This is a genomic window from Agrobacterium pusense (assembly GCF_900102105.1).
Lineage (GTDB): Bacteria > Pseudomonadota > Alphaproteobacteria > Rhizobiales > Rhizobiaceae > Agrobacterium > Agrobacterium pusense.
The window spans coordinates 72317-92683 of sequence record NZ_FNBB01000009.1 but is presented as its reverse complement, the minus strand read 5'-3'; the positions used below and the strand labels follow the sequence as shown (position 1 = coordinate 92683).

Sequence of the window (20367 nt, the reverse complement as noted above, 5' to 3'; positions counted from 1 at the left end):
TGAGGGAAAACGAATGACATCCTATGTTCTGACCGTAGCCTGCAAATCGACCCGCGGCATCGTCGCCGCGATTTCCGGTTATCTGGCGGAGAAAGGCTGCAATATCGTCGACAGTTCGCAGTTCGACGACCTCGAGACCGGCAAGTTCTTCATGCGCGTCTCCTTCATCTCGGAAGAGGGCGCCTCCCTTGAAGCCATTACCGACGGGTTCCGGCCGGTGGCGGAAAAATTCGGCATGGAAGCGGATATCTACCCGGACGGCCAACGCATGAAGACGCTGCTGATGGTGTCGCGTTTCGGCCATTGCCTCAACGACCTGCTCTATCGCTGGAAGATCGGCGCGCTGCCGATCAACATCGTCGGTGTCGTGTCCAACCATTTCGATTACCAGAAAGTGGTCGTCAACCACGACATCCCCTTCCACCACATCAAGGTGACGAAGGAGAACAAGCCGAAGGCCGAAGCCCAGCTCATGGAGCTGGTCGAGACAACAGGCACGGAACTCGTCGTGCTCGCCCGCTACATGCAGGTGCTCTCCGATGACCTCTGCCGCAAGATGTCAGGCAAGATCATCAATATCCACCACTCCTTCCTGCCGAGCTTCAAGGGCGCGAACCCCTACAAGCAGGCCTATGAGCGCGGCGTGAAGCTGATCGGCGCGACAGCGCATTATGTAACAGCCGATCTCGACGAAGGCCCGATCATCGAGCAGGACACGGTGCGGATCACCCACGCGCAATCAGCCGATGACTATGTCTCGCTTGGTCGCGATGTGGAAAGCCAGGTGCTGGCCCGCGCCATCCACGCCCACATCCACCACCGCACCTTCATCAACGGCAACCGCACCGTGGTCTTCCCGCCAAGCCCGGGAAGCTATGCTTCCGAGCGGATGGGGTGAAATCGGGATACACCTGATAAAGCCGGCGGAATTATTTTCGCCGGCCAGCAACCCAGCATCTCCAGTAACCGTTTCTTCGCCGTAGCCTAACAGCGAGGTCATTCACATGAAAAAGCTCGTCATTACCGGCGTCGCGTTGCTCATCGCGGCGGGGTCCGGTTTCGCCCAGCAGCCGCCCCCACCGCCGCCGGGACCGGCGGATGCCAGTCAAAGCACCGATGCTCCACCACCGCCTCCTCCTCCCGGCCCTGGCGGCCCCAAGGAAGCAGGCTGGCGCGGCGGCCCGCATGGCAAGAGAATGCCGCCACCGCCCTCCAAGGCGGCGCATTTCAGGATCGAAGACGGCGAACGCAAGATCGACGTCAAATGTGCCGACGACGAGCCGATGAAGGCCTGCGCCGACATCATGATGCAGATCATCGACAAGATGAACGAATAGGGCCGGCAGGTCCTGCACTGAGGCGGCGCAGCAGCGCCGCTTCAGGGAAACACCACCCGCGCCTTCAACCCACGCCCACCCGCACCATCCTCCAGCATCAGCCGCCCGCCGAACAGCCCGGCGATCTCCTCGATGATCGCAAGGCCGAGACCCGCGCCGGGGGCCGCGTTTTCTTCGCCGCGGGCGAAGCGCTGGCGCACCATGGCGCGTTTTTCAGGCGGGATGCCTGGGCCGTTATCTTCCACTTCCAGCCAGACGACGCTCGTCTCCCTGCCCACGCGGACGGTGACTTCCGCGCCGCGACCGGCATAATTGATGGCGTTGGAAACGAGGTTGCCGATCAACTCGCCGATCAAGAGCGGTTCGGCGAGAATGGTCGCCTCGACCTCGCCTTCGAAACCGAGATCGATACCCGCCTCAGCGGCGCGCGGCACGAAATCGGCCGTCACGTTCTGCGCCACAGCCACGAGGTCTATCGCGGAAAAATCATGTTTCTCGCTGGAGCCGGCAGCATCGATATTGGCCATGCGCAGAAGCTGGGCAAGGATATGCTCGGCATGGGCGACCGATGCCCCACCCTTCAGCGCCGCCGCCTGCGCTTCCTCAAGGCTGGCGGCGCGGGCGGAAAGAGCCAGCTGGGTGCTGATGATGGCAAGCGGCGTGCGCAGCTGGTGGCTGGCATTTCCGGTGAAATGCCTGAGCGCATCAAGCGCCGATTGCAGCCGCACCATGAAGGAGTTGACCGTCTCCACCAGATTTTCCACCTCGACAGGCACGGATTGGCGGATGGGGTGGAGATCGTTCGGGCTGCGCTCGGCAATGGCTTCACTGAGCCGGTAAAGCGGGCGCAGCGAAATCGTCACCGCGATCCAGACGATGATCGCCGCCCCGACGATCATAAAAAGCAGGCGCAGCGCCGAGCGCAGGATGATTGCCTGCGCCAGCTGGCTGCGGGCAATGGTGGTTTCGGCAACCGTGACGGAAAAGGGCACGGAATTGATGCCGGTGGAAGCGAAACGCCTGATGGCAGCGATGCGGATCGGTTCATCGCGAAACACGGCATCGCGATAGGCGGGCGTATCACCCTTCGGGTTCTCCACCGTCGGCAGGTTCTGATAGCCGGTGAGGAATTGCCCGTTCGGCCCGTCGACACGGTAAAACACCCGATCCTGGGCAGCCGATGTCAGCATTTCCAGCGCCACATAGGGAATGTCCACTTCCAGCGAACCGTCCTCGGCCACCACAACCCGCTCGGCAATGGCGAGCGCGGAACCGGAAAGCACCCGGTCTGAAACCACATTGGCGGTGTTGACCGCCTCGCGCCATGTATCGGTCAGCGCAACGCAGCCGATGATGGCAGTGGAGATGAGGAGCCAGCCTAGAAGTCGCCGCCTGAGCGAATAGGCGGCCTGTATCATTCAGCCATCTCCGGCAGCTTTTCGAGATAATAACCGATGCCGCGCGCCGTCTTCACCGTCAGCCCGTGCGGCGCGAGCCGCTTTCGCAGGCGGCTGACATATTGCTCGATGGCATTTGCGGAAATATCGTCGTCGAAACCTGTCAGTGACTGCACGATCGCCTCTTTGGCGACAACCTTGCCCGCCCGCATGAACAGCACCTCCAGCAGAGCCACTTCGCGCGCCGGAATATCGAGCGGGCGACCGTCCGCCGAAAAGGTGCGGGAATTAAGATCGAACAGCACCTTGCCGAAACTCAGCGCCGAAGAGCGCAGCCCCGCATTGCGGCGCAGAAGCACCCGCACCCTCGCCTCGAATTCGGTGATATCGAAGGGCTTGATCATGTAATCGTCGGCACCGAGATCGAGCCCCTTGACCTTTTCTTCCGGCGTGCCGCGCGCCGTCAGGATCAGCACTGCCGCTTTGTCCTGACGCGATCGCATGGAGCGCAGCACCTCGATGCCATCCATTTCCGGCAGGTTGAGATCGAGAATGACCAGATCGAAACTTTCCGCTGTAATTGCCGCATCGGCGGAGGCGCCGTCGGAAACCACGTCCACCGCATAACCGCTGCCGCGCAGAAGCGCCGAAAGCCCTTCCGACAGCACCTGATTGTCCTCGACCAGCAAAATACGCAAATCTTCCTCCTGCAACATTGCCGAGTTTAACCAGACCCTTACCGCTTGTGAATGGCCCGCGCCTGCGGCATGATCTTTTCCATGCGTATCTGCCTTCTTCTCTGTCTCTGTCTCTGCATGGCCTCGCCTGCGCTTGCCCAGGCCGTCGTTTTTCCGGCTCCCTCCGGCAAGGCGGATGCGCAGACACTGGTGGTCTATTCCTCGCTCGACGAACCGCTGGCGACCCCGATGATCGAGGGTTTCCAGAAGGCCAATCCCGATATTGCCGTCCATTATGAGGATATGCTGACCGGCGAAATCTACGACCGCATCGTGAAAGAAACCGATGCTGGCAAGAAGACCGCCGATTTCGCCTTTTCCTCGGCCATGGACCTGCAGGTGAAGCTGAGCAATGACGGTTATGCCCAGCGGTCGGATCTCGCCATGAGCGCCCGCTGGCCCGCCTGGGCGAACTGGCGCAACACCGCCTATGCGCTGACCTTCGAGCCGGCGGTTTTTGTCTATCACAAGCCAAGCTTCACCACCGAAAAGCCGCCCGCCACCCGCGCCGAATTTGTCGATTATCTCGAACGTCACGCCAAAGAGGTGCATGGCCGTATCGCGACATATGACATCGAACGCTCCGGCGTCGGCTTCCTGTTCATGTCACGCGACCAGGAGCAGTTCGGCGATATATGGAGCGTCATCAAGGCCATGGGTGCCGCGGGTGTGAAGGTTTATTCCACCTCCTCGGCCATTCTGGAGCGCGTCTCCGACGGCCGCTTCGTGATGGGTTACAATATTCTCGGCTCCTACGCGGCAGACTGGGCCTCACGCCACCCGGATGTCGGCATCGTTCTGCCGAAGGATTATACCGTCGTGATGTCGCGCATCGGGCTGGTGCCGGAAGCCGCAGCCAATCCTGAACTCGGCCGCCGCTACCTCGAATTCTTCATGTCCAAGGAAGGTCAGACGATCATGGCCCGGCAATTGCAAATCCCCGCCGTCAGCCCGGAAGTGGCGGGCGAGAACACGGCGAACACCATGCAGGCCATCCACGGTGCACAATTGCGGCCGGTCCCGGTCAGCCCCGGCCTGATGGTCTATCTGGATCAGGTCAAGCGCACCCGCCTGATCGAGCGTTGGAACGAGGCTTTGCGGTCGCAGTAGGTTTGAGCGCCCCACCATCCCTCAGTCCTGTGCCTGTCACAGAAATGAGGGTGAAGCAGGCTTCAAAGGCGCAAAACAAAGCCATCCACACGCCACAGTGGACGTCCGGCACAAATTAATAGAGAGTAAATGCGCAAGGACTTGCGTTGCGTCAGTTAGATGACAGCTTTTTGTGATGCTCTGCAATCCTTCTTCATTCCGTGGAGGCGGAAGAAGATGCGGGAGGAAATCTTGAGGATTGCCAAGGCCCAGCGTTGAGTACTCAGCGTCGGCACAGATGCGCCCTGAAGCCCCTTCCGCATAAACGAAAAACGACGCCCAAAAGGGCATCCTGAGGAGGGTTTTCGACTTGAAACATTTTCTTATCGGTACATTTCTGGCGGGCATGATCGCGCTTCCGGCGGCTGCGGCAGATTACACCGTCATCGCACCGGCCAATCCCGGCGGCGGCTGGGACCAGACCGCGCGCTCGCTGCAGAGCGTGCTGCAGGAAGAAGGCATTTCCAAGAGCGTTCAGGTGCAGAACGTACCGGGCGCTGGCGGCACCATCGGTCTTGCGCAATTCGCCAGCCAGCAGAAGGGTAACCCGCACGCCCTCATCGTCGGCGGTTACGTCATGGTCGGCGCGATCCTCACCAACAATGCGCCCGTGACGCTGAAGGAAGTGACCCCGATCGCACGCCTGACCGGCGAATATGAAGCGATCGTCGTTCCGGCATCCTCGCCGCTGAAGACCATCGGCGATCTCATCGACCAGCTCAAGAAGGACCCGGGCAGCGTTTCCTGGGGCGGCGGCTCTGCCGGCGGCACCGACCATATCGCCGTTGGCCTGATTGCCAAGGCAGCCGGCGTCGATCCGACCAAGATCAACTACATCGCCTATTCCGGCGGCGGCGAAGCACTTGCCTCGATCCTCGGTTCCCAGGTCACCGCTGGCGTTTCCGGCTATGGCGAATTCGAAGGCCAGGTGAAGGCCGGCACGCTGCGCCTCCTCGCCGTCACCAGCGAAAAACGTCTTGAGGGCGTCGACGCGCCGACGCTGAAGGAAAGCGGTCTTGATGTCGTCGTGCAGAACTGGCGCATGGTTGCGGCAGCCCCCGGCATTTCCGCCGATCAGGAAAAGGCCATCAATGCCGACGTCGAGAAGCTGGTGAAATCCGCCAAGTGGCAGGAAACCCTGAAGACCAAGGGCTGGATGGATACCTATCTCGCCGGTGACGCCTTCAAGGAACAGCTTGCCAAGGACACCGCCGCCACCGAAACCATCCTCAAAGACATCGGACTGGTAAAATGAGCCAGGGTTCCAACCCTTCGCATGATCAAAAGCGTCGCCCCGACTGGGCGGCGCTGGTCATCGCCGTCGCCCTCGTCGCTGTTGCCAGCGTCATCTTCTGGGATAGCGCCCGCCTTGCCAGCGTCACCGGTTATTCCCCTGTCGGCCCGGCAACAGTACCCTACGCCATCGCCTTCTGTCTTGTCGGACTGGCGATCTGGACGGCCGTCGAGGCTTGGCGCGGTGATTTTCCCGAGCGCGACAGGCAGGAAATCGCTCCGGTCGTGTGGGTCATTGCCGGCCTTGCCGCCCAGATGCTGCTGCTGACAGTTGCCGGCTTTTCCATTGCCACCGGTCTGCTGTTCGCCTTCACGGCACGCGCTTTCGGCAAACGCAAGCTCTGGTTCTCGATACCGGTCGGCATTGTGCTGAGTTTTGCCATCTGGATCGTTTTTGCCCAGCTGCTGCAGCTTTCGCTGCCCGCCGGACCACTGGAGCGGCTGTTCTTCTGACAGCCATTCCAACCAAGTTTCGAGATCACAGGAAACCGCAGGCACGCGATGACGCAACCGCCGGCCGTTCCGCCCGACAGGGGGACATCTGTCCATGAGTACCTTTGAATTCCTGCTGCACGGTCTTGAGGTTGCCGCCCAACCCATGAACCTGCTCTATGCGCTGATCGGTGTGACGCTCGGCACCGCCGTTGGCGTTCTGCCCGGCATCGGCCCCGCCTTGACCGTCGCGCTGCTTCTGCCCGTCACTTACCGGCTCGATGCTGCCGGTTCGCTCATCATGTTCGCCGGCATCTATTATGGCGGCATGTATGGCGGTTCGACCACCTCCATCCTGCTCAACACGCCGGGCGAAAGCGCCTCGATCGTGACCGCGCTCGAAGGCAACAAGATGGCCCGCAAGGGCAGAGGCGGCCCGGCCCTCGCCACCGCCGCCATCGGCTCCTTCGTGGCCGGCCTCATCGCCACTATCGCGCTCGCCTTCGTCGCGCCCTACATCGTCAAGCTGGCGCTGGTCTTCGGTCCGCGCGAATATTTCGCGCTGATGGTGCTGGCTTTCGTCACCGTTTCCTCCGCCTTCGGCGATTCGGCGCTGCGTGGTCTCACCTCGCTGTTCATCGGCTTTGCGCTGGCCATCGTCGGCATCGACCAGCTGACCGGCCAGACCCGCATGAGCTTCGGCATTCCCGACCTGCTCGACGGCGTGGAAGTTACAACGCTTGCGGTCGCCATGTTCGCCATCGGCGAAACGCTGTTCATCGTGGCGCAGGGCCAGAGCGGCGACGACAAGGTCGAAGCCGTCAAGGGTTCGGTCTGGATGAGCGCGCAGGACTGGGCGCGTTCGTGGAAGGCTTGGCTGCGCGGCACCCTGATCGGCTTCCCGATTGGCGCGATGCCTGCCGGCGGCGCTGAAATCGGCACGTTCCTGTCCTATGCCACCGAAAAGAAGCTGACCAAATATCCGGAAGAATTCGGCAACGGCGCGATTGAAGGCGTTGCGGGTCCGGAAGCGGCGAACAACGCCTCGGCTGCCGGTACGCTGGTGCCGCTCCTGACGCTCGGCCTGCCGACGACGGCAACAGCGGCCATCATGCTCGCCGGTTTCCAGCAGTTCGGCCTGCAACCCGGGCCCCTGCTGTTTGCCACCAATCCGCAGCTGGTCTGGGGCCTGATCGCCAGCCTCTTCATCGCCAACCTGATGCTCTTGGTACTCAACCTGCCGCTCGTCGGTCTCTGGGTGAAGCTGCTGACCATTCCGAAGCCCTGGCTTTACGCCGGCATCCTGCTGTTCGCAACGCTCGGCACCATCGGCGCCAACCCGTCGGTGTTCGAACTCGGCATGCTGCTCGCCTTCGGCATCCTCGGCTACATCATGCGCATCTTCGGGTATCCGATTGCGCCTGCGGTTGTCGGCCTCATCCTTGGCCCGCTCGCCGAACAGCAGCTTCGCCGCGCACTGGCCATCGGCCAGGGCGACCCGACCGTGCTGTTCACCTCGCCGATTGCCGTTGGCCTGTTCATCGTCGCGGCAGCCGCCTTCATCATTCCGCTCATCATGCGTATCCGCGGCCGTGGCGAGGTGCTGACGCAGCTTGCCGCCAACGAGGATTGAGAACCAAAGAACCTCCCAAGGCAACTGGCCCCGTATCTCCGGATACGGGGCTTTTTTTGTGGAACGTTATGGATTGCGGCGAGGTTGGGGGCGGCATAGATTTTATGAAACCCTCTGAGGAACCCTGTCATGCGCAGCCTTGCAATCCTGACCATCCTTGCTTTAACCGGTTGCACTACCGCCGTCCCCGATGTGGAACCCATTCCCGGCAGTATCACCTATGGCGGGCAGCCCCGTACCAAACTGACAAAGTCCCCCGTCGGCAGTACGCTCAGCAACGAATTCGTGATGGGCGACGGAAGGCTGGCGATCGAGACTTACCGGGTGCAGCCGGACCGATCGTTGAAACTGGAGAGGCGCGAAATCGTCGGCGACTGGCCACCGGATTGACAGCGGCTGTCACGTTGGTCGTGATGGGTAAAACAGACGGGTAAAAGGCACCGACCAAAGTGACGCCGGCCTTTCCTTCCCCTCAACGTCACCTCGGACTTGATCCGAGGATCCATCACCACCACCGCAGTGGGATACTCGGGTCAAGCCCGAGCATGACGGGGAAGAGGTTCGAGCAGATGTTTCATCTGCCCCCGCATTTCCCGCTCACGGCAATTCAGAACCATTCTAAAACATAATTTTGATTTCCGCCCGCCTTGCCAATAAAGCTGATAACGGACATCAAGTTAACCCGACGGAAAGCTTTCCGCCGGTCCGGAACCATTCGCAAGGGACATATTCGTGGCCATCAACTTCACCTTCCCCGTTCGGCTGCTGGCGGCAGCGGCCTTCAGCCTTGGCGCGATGACCGCAAGCGCCGAGGAAATGACGATCAAGCACGCCCAGGGCGAGACCGTGCTGAAAGCCGCGCCGAAAAAGGTTCTGGTTCTTGATGTTCCCTCGCTCGACAATCTCGATGCACTCGGCGTCGAACCGACGGGCGTCGTCGGCTCCAACCTACCGACCTATCTGCAGAAATATGCCGACGGGAAATATCTGAAGGTCGGCACGCTGTTTGAGCCCGATTACGAGGCGATCAATGCGGCAGAGGCCGATCTCGTCATCGTTGGCGGCCGTTCGCGGGCAAAATATCCGGATGTTGCCAAGATCACACCGGCCATCGACATGTCGGTGGATTCCAAGGAATTCATCGGCAGCGTGAAAGCCAACATCGCCAAGCTTGGCGATATCTTCGGCAAGCAGGAAGAAGCCAAAAAGCTCGATGCCGCCATCGATGAAAAGGTGGCGAAGCTGAAAGAGATCGCCCCCAATTCCGGAACGGCGATGATCCTCGTCACCAATGCCGGCAAGGTCGGCGTTTATGGCCCAGGCTCGCGCACCGGCTGGCTGCACACCGAAATCGGCTTCAAGCCGGTCGCCGAAGACATTGATGACCGTTTCGACCGCGGCGACGTCGTCTCCTTCGAATATCTTGCCGAGGTCAATCCGGAATGGTTGTTCGTGATCGACCGCGATGCCGGCATCGGCCGCGCCACCGATCCCGGCAAGGCGGCCGCGCAGGTGCTGGATAACGAACTGGTCCACCAGACCAACGCCTGGAAGAAAAAGCAGATCGTTTACCTCGACCCGCAGGCGGCCTATATCGTCAGCAGCGGTTATACGGCGCTCACCACCCTGCTCGATCAGGTCTACAAGGCTGTCTCCGACAAGAAATCGTAAAAGCCTCTAGGCATGCGCTTCTGAAGGCTGCTCCATACTCGACGTCATCCTCGGGCTTGACCCGAGGATCCATCGCGCGTCAGGTTGTGGATCCTCGGGTCAAGCCAGAAGATGACCAAGGAGAGGTCGGACACCTGTTTCGGCAGCCTGCCAGGTTACGGGGAGCTTTTACCATTTACGAAAAACCGCCAACGTGAAATCCCTGTCTCTCATCCTTGTCCTGTTGCTAGCCCTGGTGCTCGCCATCACCAGCCTGTTCGTCGGCGTAAGCAACGTTTCGCTCGCAACGCTTTTCGCACCCGACACGAGTGCAGACGCGCTGCGGGTGCTGCTCGTCAGCCGTATTCCGCGCACGCTCGCGCTGATACTTGCGGGAAGCTCGATGGCGATTGCCGGCCTCATCATGCAGATGCTGGTGCGAAACCGCTTCGTGGAACCTTCCACGGCAGGCACGACGGAATCCGCCGGCCTCGGCCTGCTCGCCGTCACCCTTTTGGCACCGGATACACCGATCTTCGGCAAGATGCTGGTGGCAGCAGCTTTTGCCCTCGCCGGCACCGCGCTGTTCCTGCGCATCCTGCGGCAGGTGCCGCTGCGCGACGTGCTGCTGGTGCCGCTGATCGGCATCATGCTTGGCGGCGTCATTTCCGCCGTCACCACATTCTTCGCCTATCGCTTCGATCTGCTGCAATCGCTCGGGGCATGGATGACGGGGGATTTTTCCGGCGTACTGCGCGGCCGTTATGAGTTGCTGTGGATCGGTTTTCTCTTCGCCATCGCCGCCTATCTCGCCGCCGACCGCTTCACCGTGGCGGGCATGGGCCGGGACTTCACCACCAATCTCGGCCTCAATTATCGCCGGGTAATGGCGCTCGGCCTCACCATCGTTTCGCTGGTCAGCGCTGTCGTGGTGGTGACGGTGGGCATGATCCCCTTCCTGGGCCTCATCGTGCCGAATGTCGTGAGCCTGATGATCGGCGACAATATGCGCCGCTCGGTGCCATGGGTGGCGACGCTCGGCGCGGTCTTTGTGCTCTCCTGCGACATCATCGGCCGGACCGTGCGCGCGCCTTACGAAATACCCATCGGAACCGTGGTCGGCGTCATCGGCAGCGCGCTGTTCCTCTATCTCCTGCTGCGGAAACGCAACCATGCGTGAGAGAAACCCTGACAGGCGCGCAAAAATCGTTCTGCTTGTGCTTGCCGCACTGGCGCTCATTTCCATGATCGCCTTCATGACGCTCGGCGCCAGGGGAAGCTGGAGTTTCGTGCTGCCGTTTCGCGGCATCAAGCTCCTGTCGCTTTTGCTGGTGGCCTACGCCATCGCCGTTTCCACCGTGCTGTTCCAGACGGTTACCAACAACCGTATCCTCACCCCTTCGGTCATGGGTTTCGATTCACTCTACGTGCTGATGCAGACCGGGCTGATTTTCGTCTTCGGTTCGGCAACAGTCGTGATGATCGATCCTCAAGTGAAATTTCTGGTGGAAACCGGGCTGCTCGTCGCCTTTTCCGCCCTGCTCTATCGCTGGCTTTTTGTCGGAGCGGTACGCAGCCTGCATCTTCTCGTCTTGGTCGGTATCGTCTTCGGCGTGTTTTTCCGCAGCCTTTCGGGCTTCATGCAGCGGGTCCTCGATCCGAACGAATACACGGTGCTGCAGGATGTGCTTTTCGCCAGTTTCAATTCCATCGATCCGACGCTGCTCACTGTTTCCGCCATCATCATCGGCGTGGTGACCATTATCGGGCTGCGCCTGATGCACACGCTCGACGTGCTCTCGCTCGGCCGCGCGACGGCCATCAGCCTCGGGGTCGAATACAAGTACACCGTGACCATCATCCTCGTGCTGGTCTCCGTACTTGTCGCAGTCTCCACTGCGCTCGTCGGCCCGGTCATGTTCTTCGGCCTGCTGGTCGCGGCCCTCGCCCATTATCTCACCGGCAACGGCAAGCATGCCTATGTGCTGCCTGCGGCGATCCTCATCGCCGTGATCTGTCTCGTCGGCGGTCAGGTGGTGCTGGAGCGGGTTTTCGCCTTCGATACGGCGCTCTCCATCATCATCGAATTTCTGGGCGGCATCGTCTTTATCGGTCTCATTCTGAAACGAGGTGCGCGATGATCATCGCCAGTCAGATCAGCAAATCCTATGGTGACAGCGTCGTCATAGACGGCGTCTCGGTTTCCATCCCGGCAGGCGGCGTCACCTCCATCATCGGGCCGAACGGCGCGGGTAAATCCACGCTCCTGTCCATCGTCGCAAGGCTGATGTCCATGGATACGGGAACCGTCACGGTCGACGGGCTGGATGTCACGAAAACCCCCTCCGATACGCTGGCGAAGCGGCTCTCCATCCTGCGGCAGGACAACCACATCTCCTCGCGCCTGACCGTGCGCGACCTTGTCGGCTTCGGCCGCTACCCCTACTCCAAGGGCCGCCCCACCATCGAGGACAAGGCCCATATCGACCGGGCGCTTGAATATCTGCACCTTGAAAATCTGGCCGACCGGTTTCTGGACGAACTGTCCGGCGGTCAGCGCCAGCGCGCCTTCGTGGCCATGGTGCTTTGCCAGGATACGGATTATGTGCTGCTTGACGAGCCGCTCAACAACCTGGACATGAAACACGCCTCCAGCATGATGAAAATCATGCGCAAGGCGGCCGACGAGCTGAAGAAGACCGTGGTTCTGGTTCTGCACGACATCAACTTCGCCTCCTGGTATTCCGACACCATCATCGCCATGCGCGAGGGCCGCATCTGTCATCAGGGTCCTGCGGAAGAGATCATCCGTCCCGATATTCTCAAGGAAATCTATGACATGCCGATCAGCGTCAGTGAGATAGACGGCCGGCGCATCTGCCTGTTTTACGAATGACATGATGATTGTGCAGGATTTTTGCTGTCCCGTCGCCTAACATGGAACAGGGCCACAGGCCCGGACGTTAATCGACGGACTTTTCCAAAGCGGCATTCCGTCCGCAACTTCAGGAGACATCGATGAAGACGCACAAGACGAAGAACGACCTGCCTTCAAACGCCAAGTCGACCGTTATCGGCATTCTAAACGAATCGCTGGCTTCGGTGATCGACCTTGCGCTCATCACCAAACAGGCGCACTGGAACCTGAAAGGCCCGCAATTCATCGCCGTGCATGAACTTCTCGATACGTTCCGCACCCAGCTCGACAATCATGGCGACACGATTGCCGAACGTGTGGTCCAGCTTGGCGGCACGGCGCTCGGCAGCCTGCAATCGGTCTCCTCGACAACCAAGCTCAAGGCCTATCCGACCGACATCTACAAGATCCATGACCATTTGGACGCCCTGATCGAACGTTATGGCGATGTGGCCAACATGATCCGCAAGGCCATCGACCATTCCGATGAAGCGGGCGACCCCACGACGGCCGACATATTCACCGCCGCCTCGCGCGATCTCGACAAGGCGCTCTGGTTCCTCGAAGCGCATGTGCAGGAAAAGAGCTGAGCGGAAATCCGCCCACTTCAAAAACAAAGCGCCCGGATATCCGGGCGCTTTTTTTCTTCTCAGGCATCAGTGCCGCCGCAAAACGGCAAGCCCGATGTCCCGCAACATCTCATGGTCGAGAATGCCGCGCTGGGCGCTGCGGATAAGAACCGCCGCGCACTCGTTGGCAACGTGGCTGCTGCGATCTTGAAGGCACTCGAAACATACGCCATCGAAAATATTCTGCAGATCGGTGATCTGCTCCGGCGACAATTGTGCGCCAACCCGTTCAAAAGCTGCATACGACAAGGCTCATCCTCCTGATGATATGCCAAGTATCGTTTCTTTTTTTCGTGGACAGGAAATTTGTACACCCGAACGAATCACTTGTCGAATCAGATTTTAACCAAATGTAAATAGATTATTTCCTGGCACCGCATCTGGGCGCTCCATTGTGAGACGGCAATAAAAACCAGATGAAACAATATCTTCGCTCAAATATCCATGGCGTCCGAGCCCGCCGCTTCCCGGAAGGGCAGATAAATTCGCAGGCAGGCGGATTTCCACCGAAACCGCAAAAGAAACTGTTGCATTCCAAAAACGATTGAGCGATATAGCACCCGTCGCCGCTTCGGCGGCCCACGGTTCAGCATACTACCCCGGACCGGTGGATTTGAGCGGGTGTAGCTCAGGGGTAGAGCACAACCTTGCCAAGGTTGGGGTCGAGGGTTCAAATCCCTTCGCCCGCTCCAAATTTCCAGAACAGGCCGATAAATCTCTGGCATGCCCGATGCGAGACGCATCGCCATACGCGAAAATTTCTCGCGCAAAGAAACCGGGAAGAGAGTTCTCTCCCCGGCCCTCATCGTCAGGCGGCCTCGTCCCAGACGGGCGCAAGCCCTTCCGGCGAAACGATGCGGCCGTCCGGTCTTGCAAGCGCACGGATTGCCGCCATTTCATCTGCCGAAAGCTCGAAGTCGAAGATGGCGAGATTTTCCTCGACCCGGGCCTCACTCACCGTTTTCGACAGGGCGACGACGCCCTGCTGCTGCACGAGCCAGCGCAGAACCACCTGTGCTACCGACTTGCCACGGCCCGCGGCAATCTCCTTCAGCACCGGATCGTCAAACACTTTACCATCGGCCATCCCGTAATAACCCGTCACCAACATGCCCGCAGCTTTGGCGGCGGCGATAACCACATCCTGATCGATGTAGGGGTGGTATTCGATCTGGTTGGTCACGATCGGGGCATCGGACAGCTTCACCGCTTCGGCCATCAGCGCCGTGCTGAAGTTGGAAACGCCGATATGGCGCACCTTGCCGGCCTGCCTCACCGCGTTCAGCGCGCCGATCTGCTCGGCAAGCGAAACCGCCTCGTTCGGCCAGTGCAGCAGCAGCAGGTCCACATGGTCGGTCTTCAGCTTTTTCAGGCTATCATCGACAGAGGCGAGGAAGGCATCGTGCCTGTAGTTCTCGACCCAGACCTTGGTGGTGAGAAACACTTCGCCGCGCGTAACGCCCGAAGCAGCAATGGCTTCACCGACCTCGGCTTCATTGCCATAGATCTGGGCGGTATCGATATGGCGGAACCCGGCCTTCAGCGCATGGGGAACGATACGCAGCACATCGGGGCCGGGAATGCGAAACGTGCCGAAACCAAGCGCCGGGATTGACGCGCCGTTTGCAGTGACATCAAACATATATTTTCTCCTTTGAGGTGGCCCGGCCGACTTGGGAGCGGCCGGGTATTTCATGAAAAACTCAGGCAGTTTTCAGCGTCAGCGCGGCGCGGCGGTCGAGCGCGCTGCTCCAGATGGTCAGAAGCAGGGCAACCGCGACGAGGATGGCGCCAACCCAGGGTGTGGCTCCAAGACCCAACGGTGATTCCACCACCAGACCGCCGAGCCACGCGCCGATGGCGATGCCGAGGTTGAACGCGGCGATGTTGAGCGCCGAAGCGACATCGACGGCGCCGGGACGATGCTCCTTGGCAAGCTGCACCACATAAAGCTGCAGGCCGGGAACATTGGCGAAGGAGAGGAAACCAAGCGCGGCAAGCGTGATGAGCGTCAGCACTGGCGAAACCGCGGTGAAGGAAAAGACGAGCAGCACGATGGCCTGCGCCAGGAAGAGGCCAATCAGCGCCCTGGCCGGATTATGGTTGGCGATCCGGCCGCCACCGATGTTGCCGGCCGCGATGGCGATACCGTAAAGCACGAGGATAAGGCTGACGCTCTTTTCCGAAAATCCGGTCACATCCTGCAGGATTGGCGCAAGGAAGGTGAAGGCGACGAAGGTGCCGCCGTAACCAAGCGCGGTCATGGCGAAAACGATGAGCAGGCGGCCGGAACCGAGAACACGGACCTGATCGAGCAGGCTTGCCGGCGGCGCCTTCTTGAGTGTGTTCGGGAGAAGCGCTGCAATGCCGAGGAAGGCAATGACACCAAGGGCAGCAACGGCCCAGAAGGTGGCGCGCCAGCCGAAGACCTGGCCGATATAGGTGCCGAGCGGAACACCGGTGACGATGGCGACCGTAAGGCCCATGAACATCATGGCAATGGCCGAGGCGCGACGGTTTTCCGGCACGAGATCGGCCGCGATGGTGGAGCCGACCGAGAAAAAGACGCCATGGGCGAAGGCGGCAATGACGCGGGCTACCAGCAGCATCTCATAATTGGGTGAGAGGGCTGCAAGACTGTTACCGACGATGAACAGGGCCATCAGGCCGAGCAGCAGCGGCTTCCTTTCTATCTTGCCGGTCAATGCGGTCAGGATCGGCGCACCAAAGGTCACACCCAGTGCATAGACACTGACGATGAGACCGGCGAGCGGCAGGGTGATATGGAGATCGTTTGCGACGGTCGGCAGCAGACCGACAATGACGAATTCCGTTGTTCCGATCGCATAGGCCGCGATCGTCAGGGCAAATATGGCCAATGGCATGACGAATACCTCTTCGCCCGCAGCTGGATCACGGGCCTTCTGGACAGCTTGGGGCTGCCCGGTTGGATCAAATTGTATGAACGCAATATGGGCGAAGGGGACTTGCATGATAATCGGCAAAGCCGGATAAATACCTTTGAATTCATTTCATAGGTGATGCGCGATGGATAACAGGGCCGGAGAGATGGAAGTCTTCGTGGCGGCGGCGGAACTCGGCAGCTTTTCAGCCGCCGGGCGCAGGCTGAAGCTTTCGCCCTCGGCCGTCAGCAAACTTGTCACACGTATCGAAGACCGTCTCGGCACCAGGTTGGTGGCCCGCTCCACCCGGCTCGTAACGCTTACGCCGGAGGGCGAGGTCTATCTGGCGCGGGCCCGACGCATTCTCGCCGACATAGCCGAGACCGAGCAGATCGTGGCGAGCGGCGGCAAGGTGGTGCCGCGCGGGCTGCTACGGGTCAACGCGACGCTGGGCTTCGGTGAACGTTATCTCCTGCCGCTTGCACCGGAATTCCTGTCGCTTTATCCGGAAATCGAGCTGGATATTTCGCTGACTGACGGTGTCATCAGCCTGATCGAGGAACGCACGGACATTGCCATACGCTCCGGCGCCATGGGCGATTCATCGCTGAAGGCAAGAAAGCTAAAGGAAGTACGCCGCGTTATCGTCGCCTCCCCCACCTATATCGAACAATACGGCATGCCGGAAACGCCGCAGGATCTGGCGCGGCACAATTGCCTGAGCTTCAATTTCAGTCGCAATCTCAATGAATGGCCGTTCCGCGACCCCGGTTCTGCCGATGTCTATCGCCTGCCAGTCACGGGCAATGCCTCCGTCAATAGCGGCATGGCCATGCGCAGGCTTTGCCTATCGGGGCTTGGGCTCGGTCGGGTCGGTGAATTCCACGTCGAACCCGATATTAGGGCTGGCCTGCTCGTTCCCGTACTGGAAGACTATAGCGCCGAGGACATGGAGGTGATCCACGCGGTTTATGCCGGCCATGAGCATCTCGCAGCCCGCGTGCGCGCCTTCATAGATTTCCTTGCCGCAAGGGTCGGGCGCTGATTATCACACCAGCCCATGTACCAGCTTCGCAAGCCAGTCGACAAATACGCGGACCTTGTTGGTCACGTGCCGGGTCTGGGGATAGACGACATAGATCGGCATCGCCTCCCGTCGCCATTCGGAAAGCACCGGCACCAGCTCTCCGCGCGAAAGGGCGTCGCGCACCATGAAGATCGGCAGCTGCACGATGCCCATGCCGGCGAGCGCCGCATTCAAGTAGGTGCGGCTGTCATTGACGGAAACGACGTAGTTGGGCGTCAACTCGACGCTGCGTATGCCATTGTCGAAGGAGGCCGGCATGATCTGCCCGGTGGTGGCATTGAGGTAACCCACCGACAGATGATCCTTCTCCAGGTCCTCCGGTTCTCGGGGCATGCCAAAATTTTCGATATAGGACGGTGACGCAAATGTTTCGAACCGGAGTTCGCCTACTTTTCGGGCAATCAGCGACTGATCGCGCAAAACGCCGACGCGCAGTGCACAGTCGACATTTTCAGCGATATAATCGACCAGACGGTCGCCGACACCGAGATCGAGACGGATTTGCGGATAGCGCTGGTAAAATTCGCAAAGATGTGGGATAACCACAAGGTCCGCAAAGACACCGGCCATTTCCACGCGCAACCGGCCGGATGGCTGCACCTGCGCGCTGGACATGCTGCCGTCAAGTTCTTCTATTTCCGATAAAATCTGCGATGCACGCTCATAATAGAGAGCGCCGTCCGTTGTCAGCATCACTCGCCGCGTCGTGCGGTTGAGAAGCGTGGTCTGCAAATGCGCCTCGAGCGCCTGGACCATATTGGTGACCGTGGTTTTCGGCATGTTCAGCGCTGTCGCGGCGCGGCTGAAATTGCCGGTTTCCACGACACGCGTAAAAACCCGCATGGCGGAGAGCTGATCCATGATGAGATTATCCGTCGTTTTGGAATAGTGTTTTCATTTTGGCATACTTGATCGTTTTTCTCCGAACAATAATATGAATTTCAGATTTTGCAAATGTGATGCACTGCTCAAGGTGGTGCAACGGGACCGGATCAGATGAACGCGCACTGGGAGAATATCAAAAGCTGTGGGGGCTTCGCGTCCCAGCTTTCCGTGCGCCGATATGAAGGTTCGAGCCTGTGCAGCCAACCGCCCGTCGTACTTTATCTGCGCGGCGGTTCGTTTCTGGAACCCGGCCTGGAGCCGGGCGGCAATTGCCCGGAACTTCCGGTCGCGCGCGCGCTTGCAGAAAGCGGCGCGGTGGTCGTGGAGGCCGATTACAGCAGGCCGTCCGGCAACGAATTTCCGATGGTTATCGACTGCGCTTACGAAGCGCTCGATCGCCTGAGCCGGGATCGCAAGCATTATGGCGGCGCGAAATCGCTGCTGTTCGTGGCCGGCGAAGAGGCAGGCGGCAATGTGGCGGCGGGGCTTGCCTTGAAGGCCCGTGACCGCATGCCGGGCAAACTTGCCGGTCAGATACTTCTGTCGCCCATGATCGATCCGATGATGACGACGGAATCCTTCCGCGACGCGGACAGGATCGGCATGCGCCAGCGCTGGGCGGATGGCTGGAGCCATTACCTTGCCAAGGCGTGCGGGTTTTTTCACCCCTATGCCGCACCCTGCCAGTGCACGCGGCTGAACCGGGTGGCGCCGGCGCTGATCTTTACCGCCGAGGACGACCCTCTGCGCGACGAAACGGTCAATTACGGAGACCGCCTCATCGCCTCAGGCGTTAGCGTTAGGCAGCATGTTTTCCCCGCCGGCGTCGGCTGGACGGGGCTTTATCAAGGAGAGGGCGGCGGATGGGTCTCATCCGTCTGTTCGGAGTTCAAGACTTTCGTTGACCAGTTAAACCACTGAAATTTCGCATTTTGAGCATGTCCAGTAAAAGTGCGTAGCGGTTTTACGTCCGGATCATGCGACGAAGTAAAATAGATGAACGACCTGCTCCCGATCGGGGGCGAAGGAGATACCCATGACGCTGAACACAAAGCGCCGGGCCCTGACGGGCGCCGGTATCGGGCTTGCCATGTCCGTTGCAGCAGCAGCACTGTTTTTCGACCTCCCCACCAGTCGCGATGCAACGGCCGCTTCCACGCCTGCTGAAACACCAGCGATCCCTGTCACCGTTGCCAAGGTTGAAAGCCGCGACGTGATGCGCTGGGAGGAATTTTCCGGCCGTCTGGAAGCCGTTGACCGGGTGCAGATTCGCTCCCGCGTCGCCGGCCAGATCAAGGCTGTGCATTTTCGCGAAGGCGCGCTGGTGAAGGAAGGCGATCCCCTCTTCACCATCGATCCGGCCCCCTATCAGGCCGCTGTTGCCGGCGCTGAAGGACAGGTCGCCTCGGCCGAAGCCAAGGTCAGCCTTGCGAAAACGGAACTCGACCGTGGCCGCCGGCTTTCCGACAACCGCACCATCTCGCAGAGCGATCTCGACCAGCGCCAGAGCTCGTTTGCGGATGCCGAAGCCCAGCTTCGCGCCGCCCGCGCAGCACTCACCACGGCGCAACTCGATCTTGGTTACACCGAAATCCGCGCACCTGTTTCAGGCCGCGTCGGCCGCATCGAAATCACCGCCGGCAACCTCGTCGCCGCCGGTTCCACCTCGCCGGCACTGACGACCCTCGTGTCGGTCAACCCGATCTATGCGAGCTTCAACGCCAGCGAAGGCGTGGTGGCAAAGGCTCTTGCCGAGCTGCCGAAGACCGATGGCGCCCTGCCGGCTCTCGAACAGATCCCGGTGGAAATCGGCACGCTTTCGGATGAAGGCACGCCGATCAAGGGTACGCTGCACCTGATCGACAATCAGGTGGATTCGGCAAGCGGCACCATCGGTGTGCGCGCCGTCTTCGACAATCCCGATGGCAGGTTGATCCCCGGCCAGTTCGTGCGGGTGCGCATGGGCGAACCGAAGCCGGAAAACCGCATCGTCATCAGCGATCGCGCCATCGGCACGGATCAGGACAAGCGCTTCGTCTTCGTGGTCGATGCCGAAAACAAGGTGAGCTACCGCCAGATCAAGCCGGGCGCGCCGGCCGATGGCCAGCGCATCATCGAAAGCGGCCTTGCTGCCGGTGATACGATCGTCGTCAACGGCCTGCAGCGCATCCGTCCCGGCGCAACCATCGCACCTCAGGCGGAAGATAAGGTTGCTGCCTCGCAGTAATCCATCTCTTTGATCAGTAAGCGTCCCGCGCTTTCGCGAGACGCGCATTCAGACAGAACCGGCCTTCACCGGCGGCAGAATTGCCGCCGGA

At 60.3% G+C, this 20367-nt stretch carries 21 protein-coding genes and 1 tRNA gene; 16 read left to right on the top strand and 6 right to left on the bottom strand.

Annotated features, from left to right (window positions below):
• Nucleotides 1–13 precede the first annotated feature (13 nt).
• Nucleotides 14–898 (top strand): formyltetrahydrofolate deformylase, encoded by an 885-nt coding sequence (gene purU / locus BLU28_RS18905; RefSeq protein ID WP_077987251.1) that lies wholly within the window; start codon nucleotides 14–16, stop codon nucleotides 896–898.
• A gap of 106 nt (nucleotides 899–1004) precedes the next feature.
• On the top strand, nucleotides 1005–1337 hold the full coding sequence (locus tag BLU28_RS18900; RefSeq protein WP_077987250.1) for a hypothetical protein: 333 nt from the start codon (nucleotides 1005–1007) through the stop codon (nucleotides 1335–1337).
• A gap of 41 nt (nucleotides 1338–1378) precedes the next feature.
• Here BLU28_RS18900 and BLU28_RS18895 read toward each other — a convergent pair whose 3' ends face one another.
• Nucleotides 1379–2755 carry a sensor histidine kinase gene (locus BLU28_RS18895; protein ID WP_077987249.1) on the bottom strand — a complete coding sequence of 459 codons (1377 nt, stop codon included), beginning with the start codon at nucleotides 2753–2755 and terminating at the stop codon, nucleotides 1379–1381.
• Nucleotides 2752–3432, bottom strand: coding sequence for a response regulator (locus BLU28_RS18890; RefSeq protein ID WP_004443444.1), 681 nt, complete (start codon nucleotides 3430–3432; stop codon nucleotides 2752–2754). Before BLU28_RS18890 ends, BLU28_RS18895 begins: the two co-directional genes overlap by 4 nt.
• 81 nt (nucleotides 3433–3513) lie before the next feature.
• On the opposite strand from BLU28_RS18890, the gene BLU28_RS18885 reads away from it, so the two are divergent.
• The 10 genes from BLU28_RS18885 to dps all read left to right on the top strand — a co-directional run bounded on the left by BLU28_RS18885 (nucleotide 3514) and on the right by dps (nucleotide 13135).
• Entirely contained in the window at nucleotides 3514–4581 is a 1068-nt protein-coding gene (locus tag BLU28_RS18885; protein ID WP_006700422.1) for an ABC transporter substrate-binding protein, read from the top strand.
• Nucleotides 4582–4966: 385 nt separating this feature from the next.
• Nucleotides 4967–5875, top strand: a complete 909-nt coding sequence (locus tag BLU28_RS18880; protein WP_202048939.1) for a Bug family tripartite tricarboxylate transporter substrate binding protein — start codon at nucleotides 4967–4969, stop codon at nucleotides 5873–5875.
• On the top strand, nucleotides 5872–6366 hold the full coding sequence (locus tag BLU28_RS18875) for a tripartite tricarboxylate transporter TctB family protein (protein ID WP_035210454.1): 495 nt from the start codon (nucleotides 5872–5874) through the stop codon (nucleotides 6364–6366). Before BLU28_RS18880 ends, BLU28_RS18875 begins: the two co-directional genes overlap by 4 nt.
• A gap of 94 nt (nucleotides 6367–6460) precedes the next feature.
• Nucleotides 6461–7978, top strand: a complete 1518-nt coding sequence (locus tag BLU28_RS18870; protein WP_004443452.1) for a tripartite tricarboxylate transporter permease — start codon at nucleotides 6461–6463, stop codon at nucleotides 7976–7978.
• Nucleotides 7979–8107: 129 nt separating this feature from the next.
• Nucleotides 8108–8368 carry a hypothetical protein gene (locus tag BLU28_RS18865; RefSeq protein ID WP_077987248.1) on the top strand — a complete coding sequence of 87 codons (261 nt, stop codon included), beginning with the start codon at nucleotides 8108–8110 and terminating at the stop codon, nucleotides 8366–8368.
• Nucleotides 8369–8710: 342 nt separating this feature from the next.
• Nucleotides 8711–9649 carry a siderophore ABC transporter substrate-binding protein gene (locus BLU28_RS18860; RefSeq protein WP_022556835.1) on the top strand — a complete coding sequence of 313 codons (939 nt, stop codon included), beginning with the start codon at nucleotides 8711–8713 and terminating at the stop codon, nucleotides 9647–9649.
• Between the two features lie 193 nt (nucleotides 9650–9842).
• Nucleotides 9843–10808 carry an ABC transporter permease gene (locus BLU28_RS18855; RefSeq protein WP_004443456.1) on the top strand — a complete coding sequence of 322 codons (966 nt, stop codon included), beginning with the start codon at nucleotides 9843–9845 and terminating at the stop codon, nucleotides 10806–10808.
• Nucleotides 10801–11769 (top strand): iron chelate uptake ABC transporter family permease subunit, encoded by a 969-nt coding sequence (locus BLU28_RS18850; protein ID WP_077987247.1) that lies wholly within the window; start codon nucleotides 10801–10803, stop codon nucleotides 11767–11769. The genes BLU28_RS18855 and BLU28_RS18850 overlap by 8 nt, the downstream gene beginning before the upstream one ends.
• Nucleotides 11766–12524 (top strand): iron ABC transporter ATP-binding protein, encoded by a 759-nt coding sequence (locus tag BLU28_RS18845; protein ID WP_006700416.1) that lies wholly within the window; start codon nucleotides 11766–11768, stop codon nucleotides 12522–12524. The genes BLU28_RS18850 and BLU28_RS18845 overlap by 4 nt, the downstream gene beginning before the upstream one ends.
• 122 nt (nucleotides 12525–12646) lie before the next feature.
• Nucleotides 12647–13135: a DNA starvation/stationary phase protection protein Dps gene (dps, locus tag BLU28_RS18840; protein WP_077987246.1), complete on the top strand. Its 489-nt coding sequence runs from the start codon at nucleotides 12647–12649 to the stop codon at nucleotides 13133–13135.
• 66 nt (nucleotides 13136–13201) lie between these two features.
• Here dps and BLU28_RS18835 read toward each other — a convergent pair whose 3' ends face one another.
• The gene (locus BLU28_RS18835) at nucleotides 13202–13423 is read right to left on the bottom strand and encodes a hypothetical protein (protein WP_004443464.1); all 222 of its coding nucleotides are present in this window, start codon (nucleotides 13421–13423) and stop codon (nucleotides 13202–13204) included.
• Nucleotides 13424–13791: 368 nt separating this feature from the next.
• Here BLU28_RS18835 and BLU28_RS18830 point away from each other — a divergent pair.
• Nucleotides 13792–13866: transfer RNA gene (locus tag BLU28_RS18830), tRNA-Gly, on the top strand.
• Nucleotides 13867–13982: 116 nt separating this feature from the next.
• On the opposite strand, the gene BLU28_RS18825 is transcribed toward BLU28_RS18830, so the two are convergent.
• Entirely contained in the window at nucleotides 13983–14816 is an 834-nt protein-coding gene (locus tag BLU28_RS18825; protein ID WP_037091866.1) for an aldo/keto reductase, read from the bottom strand.
• A 61-nt stretch (nucleotides 14817–14877) separates the two neighbouring features.
• Complete coding sequence (locus tag BLU28_RS18820; RefSeq protein ID WP_004443466.1) at nucleotides 14878–16059, bottom strand: MFS transporter; 1182 nt, start codon at nucleotides 16057–16059, stop codon at nucleotides 14878–14880.
• A gap of 163 nt (nucleotides 16060–16222) precedes the next feature.
• On the opposite strand from BLU28_RS18820, the gene BLU28_RS18815 reads away from it, so the two are divergent.
• A complete protein-coding gene (locus tag BLU28_RS18815; protein ID WP_037091868.1) occupies nucleotides 16223–17122 on the top strand; it encodes a LysR family transcriptional regulator in 900 nt (299 codons plus the stop codon).
• 3 nt (nucleotides 17123–17125) lie between these two features.
• On the opposite strand, the gene BLU28_RS18810 is transcribed toward BLU28_RS18815, so the two are convergent.
• A complete protein-coding gene (locus BLU28_RS18810; RefSeq protein WP_004443468.1) occupies nucleotides 17126–18025 on the bottom strand; it encodes a LysR family transcriptional regulator in 900 nt (299 codons plus the stop codon).
• Nucleotides 18026–18160: 135 nt separating this feature from the next.
• Between BLU28_RS18810 and BLU28_RS18805 the strand changes: the two genes are divergently transcribed.
• Both BLU28_RS18805 and BLU28_RS18800 read left to right on the top strand, forming a co-directional pair.
• Nucleotides 18161–18970, top strand: a complete 810-nt coding sequence (locus BLU28_RS18805) for an alpha/beta hydrolase fold domain-containing protein (RefSeq protein WP_004443469.1) — start codon at nucleotides 18161–18163, stop codon at nucleotides 18968–18970.
• Between the two features lie 115 nt (nucleotides 18971–19085).
• Complete coding sequence (locus BLU28_RS18800) at nucleotides 19086–20276, top strand: efflux RND transporter periplasmic adaptor subunit (RefSeq protein WP_004443470.1); 1191 nt, start codon at nucleotides 19086–19088, stop codon at nucleotides 20274–20276.
• Nucleotides 20277–20367: the final 91 nt, after the last annotated feature.

What these genes read in the sequence shown, in the direction of transcription:
- BLU28_RS18810 (WP_004443468.1), bottom strand. Translation starts at nt 18,025, where the DNA reads ATGGATCAGCTCTCCGCCATGCGGGTTTTTACGCGTGTCGTGGAAACC.
- BLU28_RS18815 (WP_037091868.1), top strand. Translation starts at nt 16,223, where the DNA reads ATGGATAACAGGGCCGGAGAGATGGAAGTCTTCGTGGCGGCGGCGGAA.
- BLU28_RS18825 (WP_037091866.1), bottom strand. Translation starts at nt 14,816, where the DNA reads ATGTTTGATGTCACTGCAAACGGCGCGTCAATCCCGGCGCTTGGTTTC.
- purU (WP_077987251.1), top strand. Translation starts at nt 14, where the DNA reads ATGACATCCTATGTTCTGACCGTAGCCTGCAAATCGACCCGCGGCATC.
- BLU28_RS18845 (WP_006700416.1), top strand. Translation starts at nt 11,766, where the DNA reads ATGATCATCGCCAGTCAGATCAGCAAATCCTATGGTGACAGCGTCGTC.
- BLU28_RS18880 (WP_202048939.1), top strand. Translation starts at nt 4,967, where the DNA reads ATGATCGCGCTTCCGGCGGCTGCGGCAGATTACACCGTCATCGCACCG.
- BLU28_RS18800 (WP_004443470.1), top strand. Translation starts at nt 19,086, where the DNA reads ATGACGCTGAACACAAAGCGCCGGGCCCTGACGGGCGCCGGTATCGGG.
- BLU28_RS18865 (WP_077987248.1), top strand. Translation starts at nt 8,108, where the DNA reads ATGCGCAGCCTTGCAATCCTGACCATCCTTGCTTTAACCGGTTGCACT.
- BLU28_RS18875 (WP_035210454.1), top strand. Translation starts at nt 5,872, where the DNA reads ATGAGCCAGGGTTCCAACCCTTCGCATGATCAAAAGCGTCGCCCCGAC.
- BLU28_RS18850 (WP_077987247.1), top strand. Translation starts at nt 10,801, where the DNA reads ATGCGTGAGAGAAACCCTGACAGGCGCGCAAAAATCGTTCTGCTTGTG.
- BLU28_RS18870 (WP_004443452.1), top strand. Translation starts at nt 6,461, where the DNA reads ATGAGTACCTTTGAATTCCTGCTGCACGGTCTTGAGGTTGCCGCCCAA.
- BLU28_RS18885 (WP_006700422.1), top strand. Translation starts at nt 3,514, where the DNA reads ATGCGTATCTGCCTTCTTCTCTGTCTCTGTCTCTGCATGGCCTCGCCT.
- BLU28_RS18900 (WP_077987250.1), top strand. Translation starts at nt 1,005, where the DNA reads ATGAAAAAGCTCGTCATTACCGGCGTCGCGTTGCTCATCGCGGCGGGG.
- BLU28_RS18805 (WP_004443469.1), top strand. Translation starts at nt 18,161, where the DNA reads ATGAACGCGCACTGGGAGAATATCAAAAGCTGTGGGGGCTTCGCGTCC.
- BLU28_RS18895 (WP_077987249.1), bottom strand. Translation starts at nt 2,755, where the DNA reads ATGATACAGGCCGCCTATTCGCTCAGGCGGCGACTTCTAGGCTGGCTC.
- BLU28_RS18820 (WP_004443466.1), bottom strand. Translation starts at nt 16,059, where the DNA reads ATGCCATTGGCCATATTTGCCCTGACGATCGCGGCCTATGCGATCGGA.
- dps (WP_077987246.1), top strand. Translation starts at nt 12,647, where the DNA reads ATGAAGACGCACAAGACGAAGAACGACCTGCCTTCAAACGCCAAGTCG.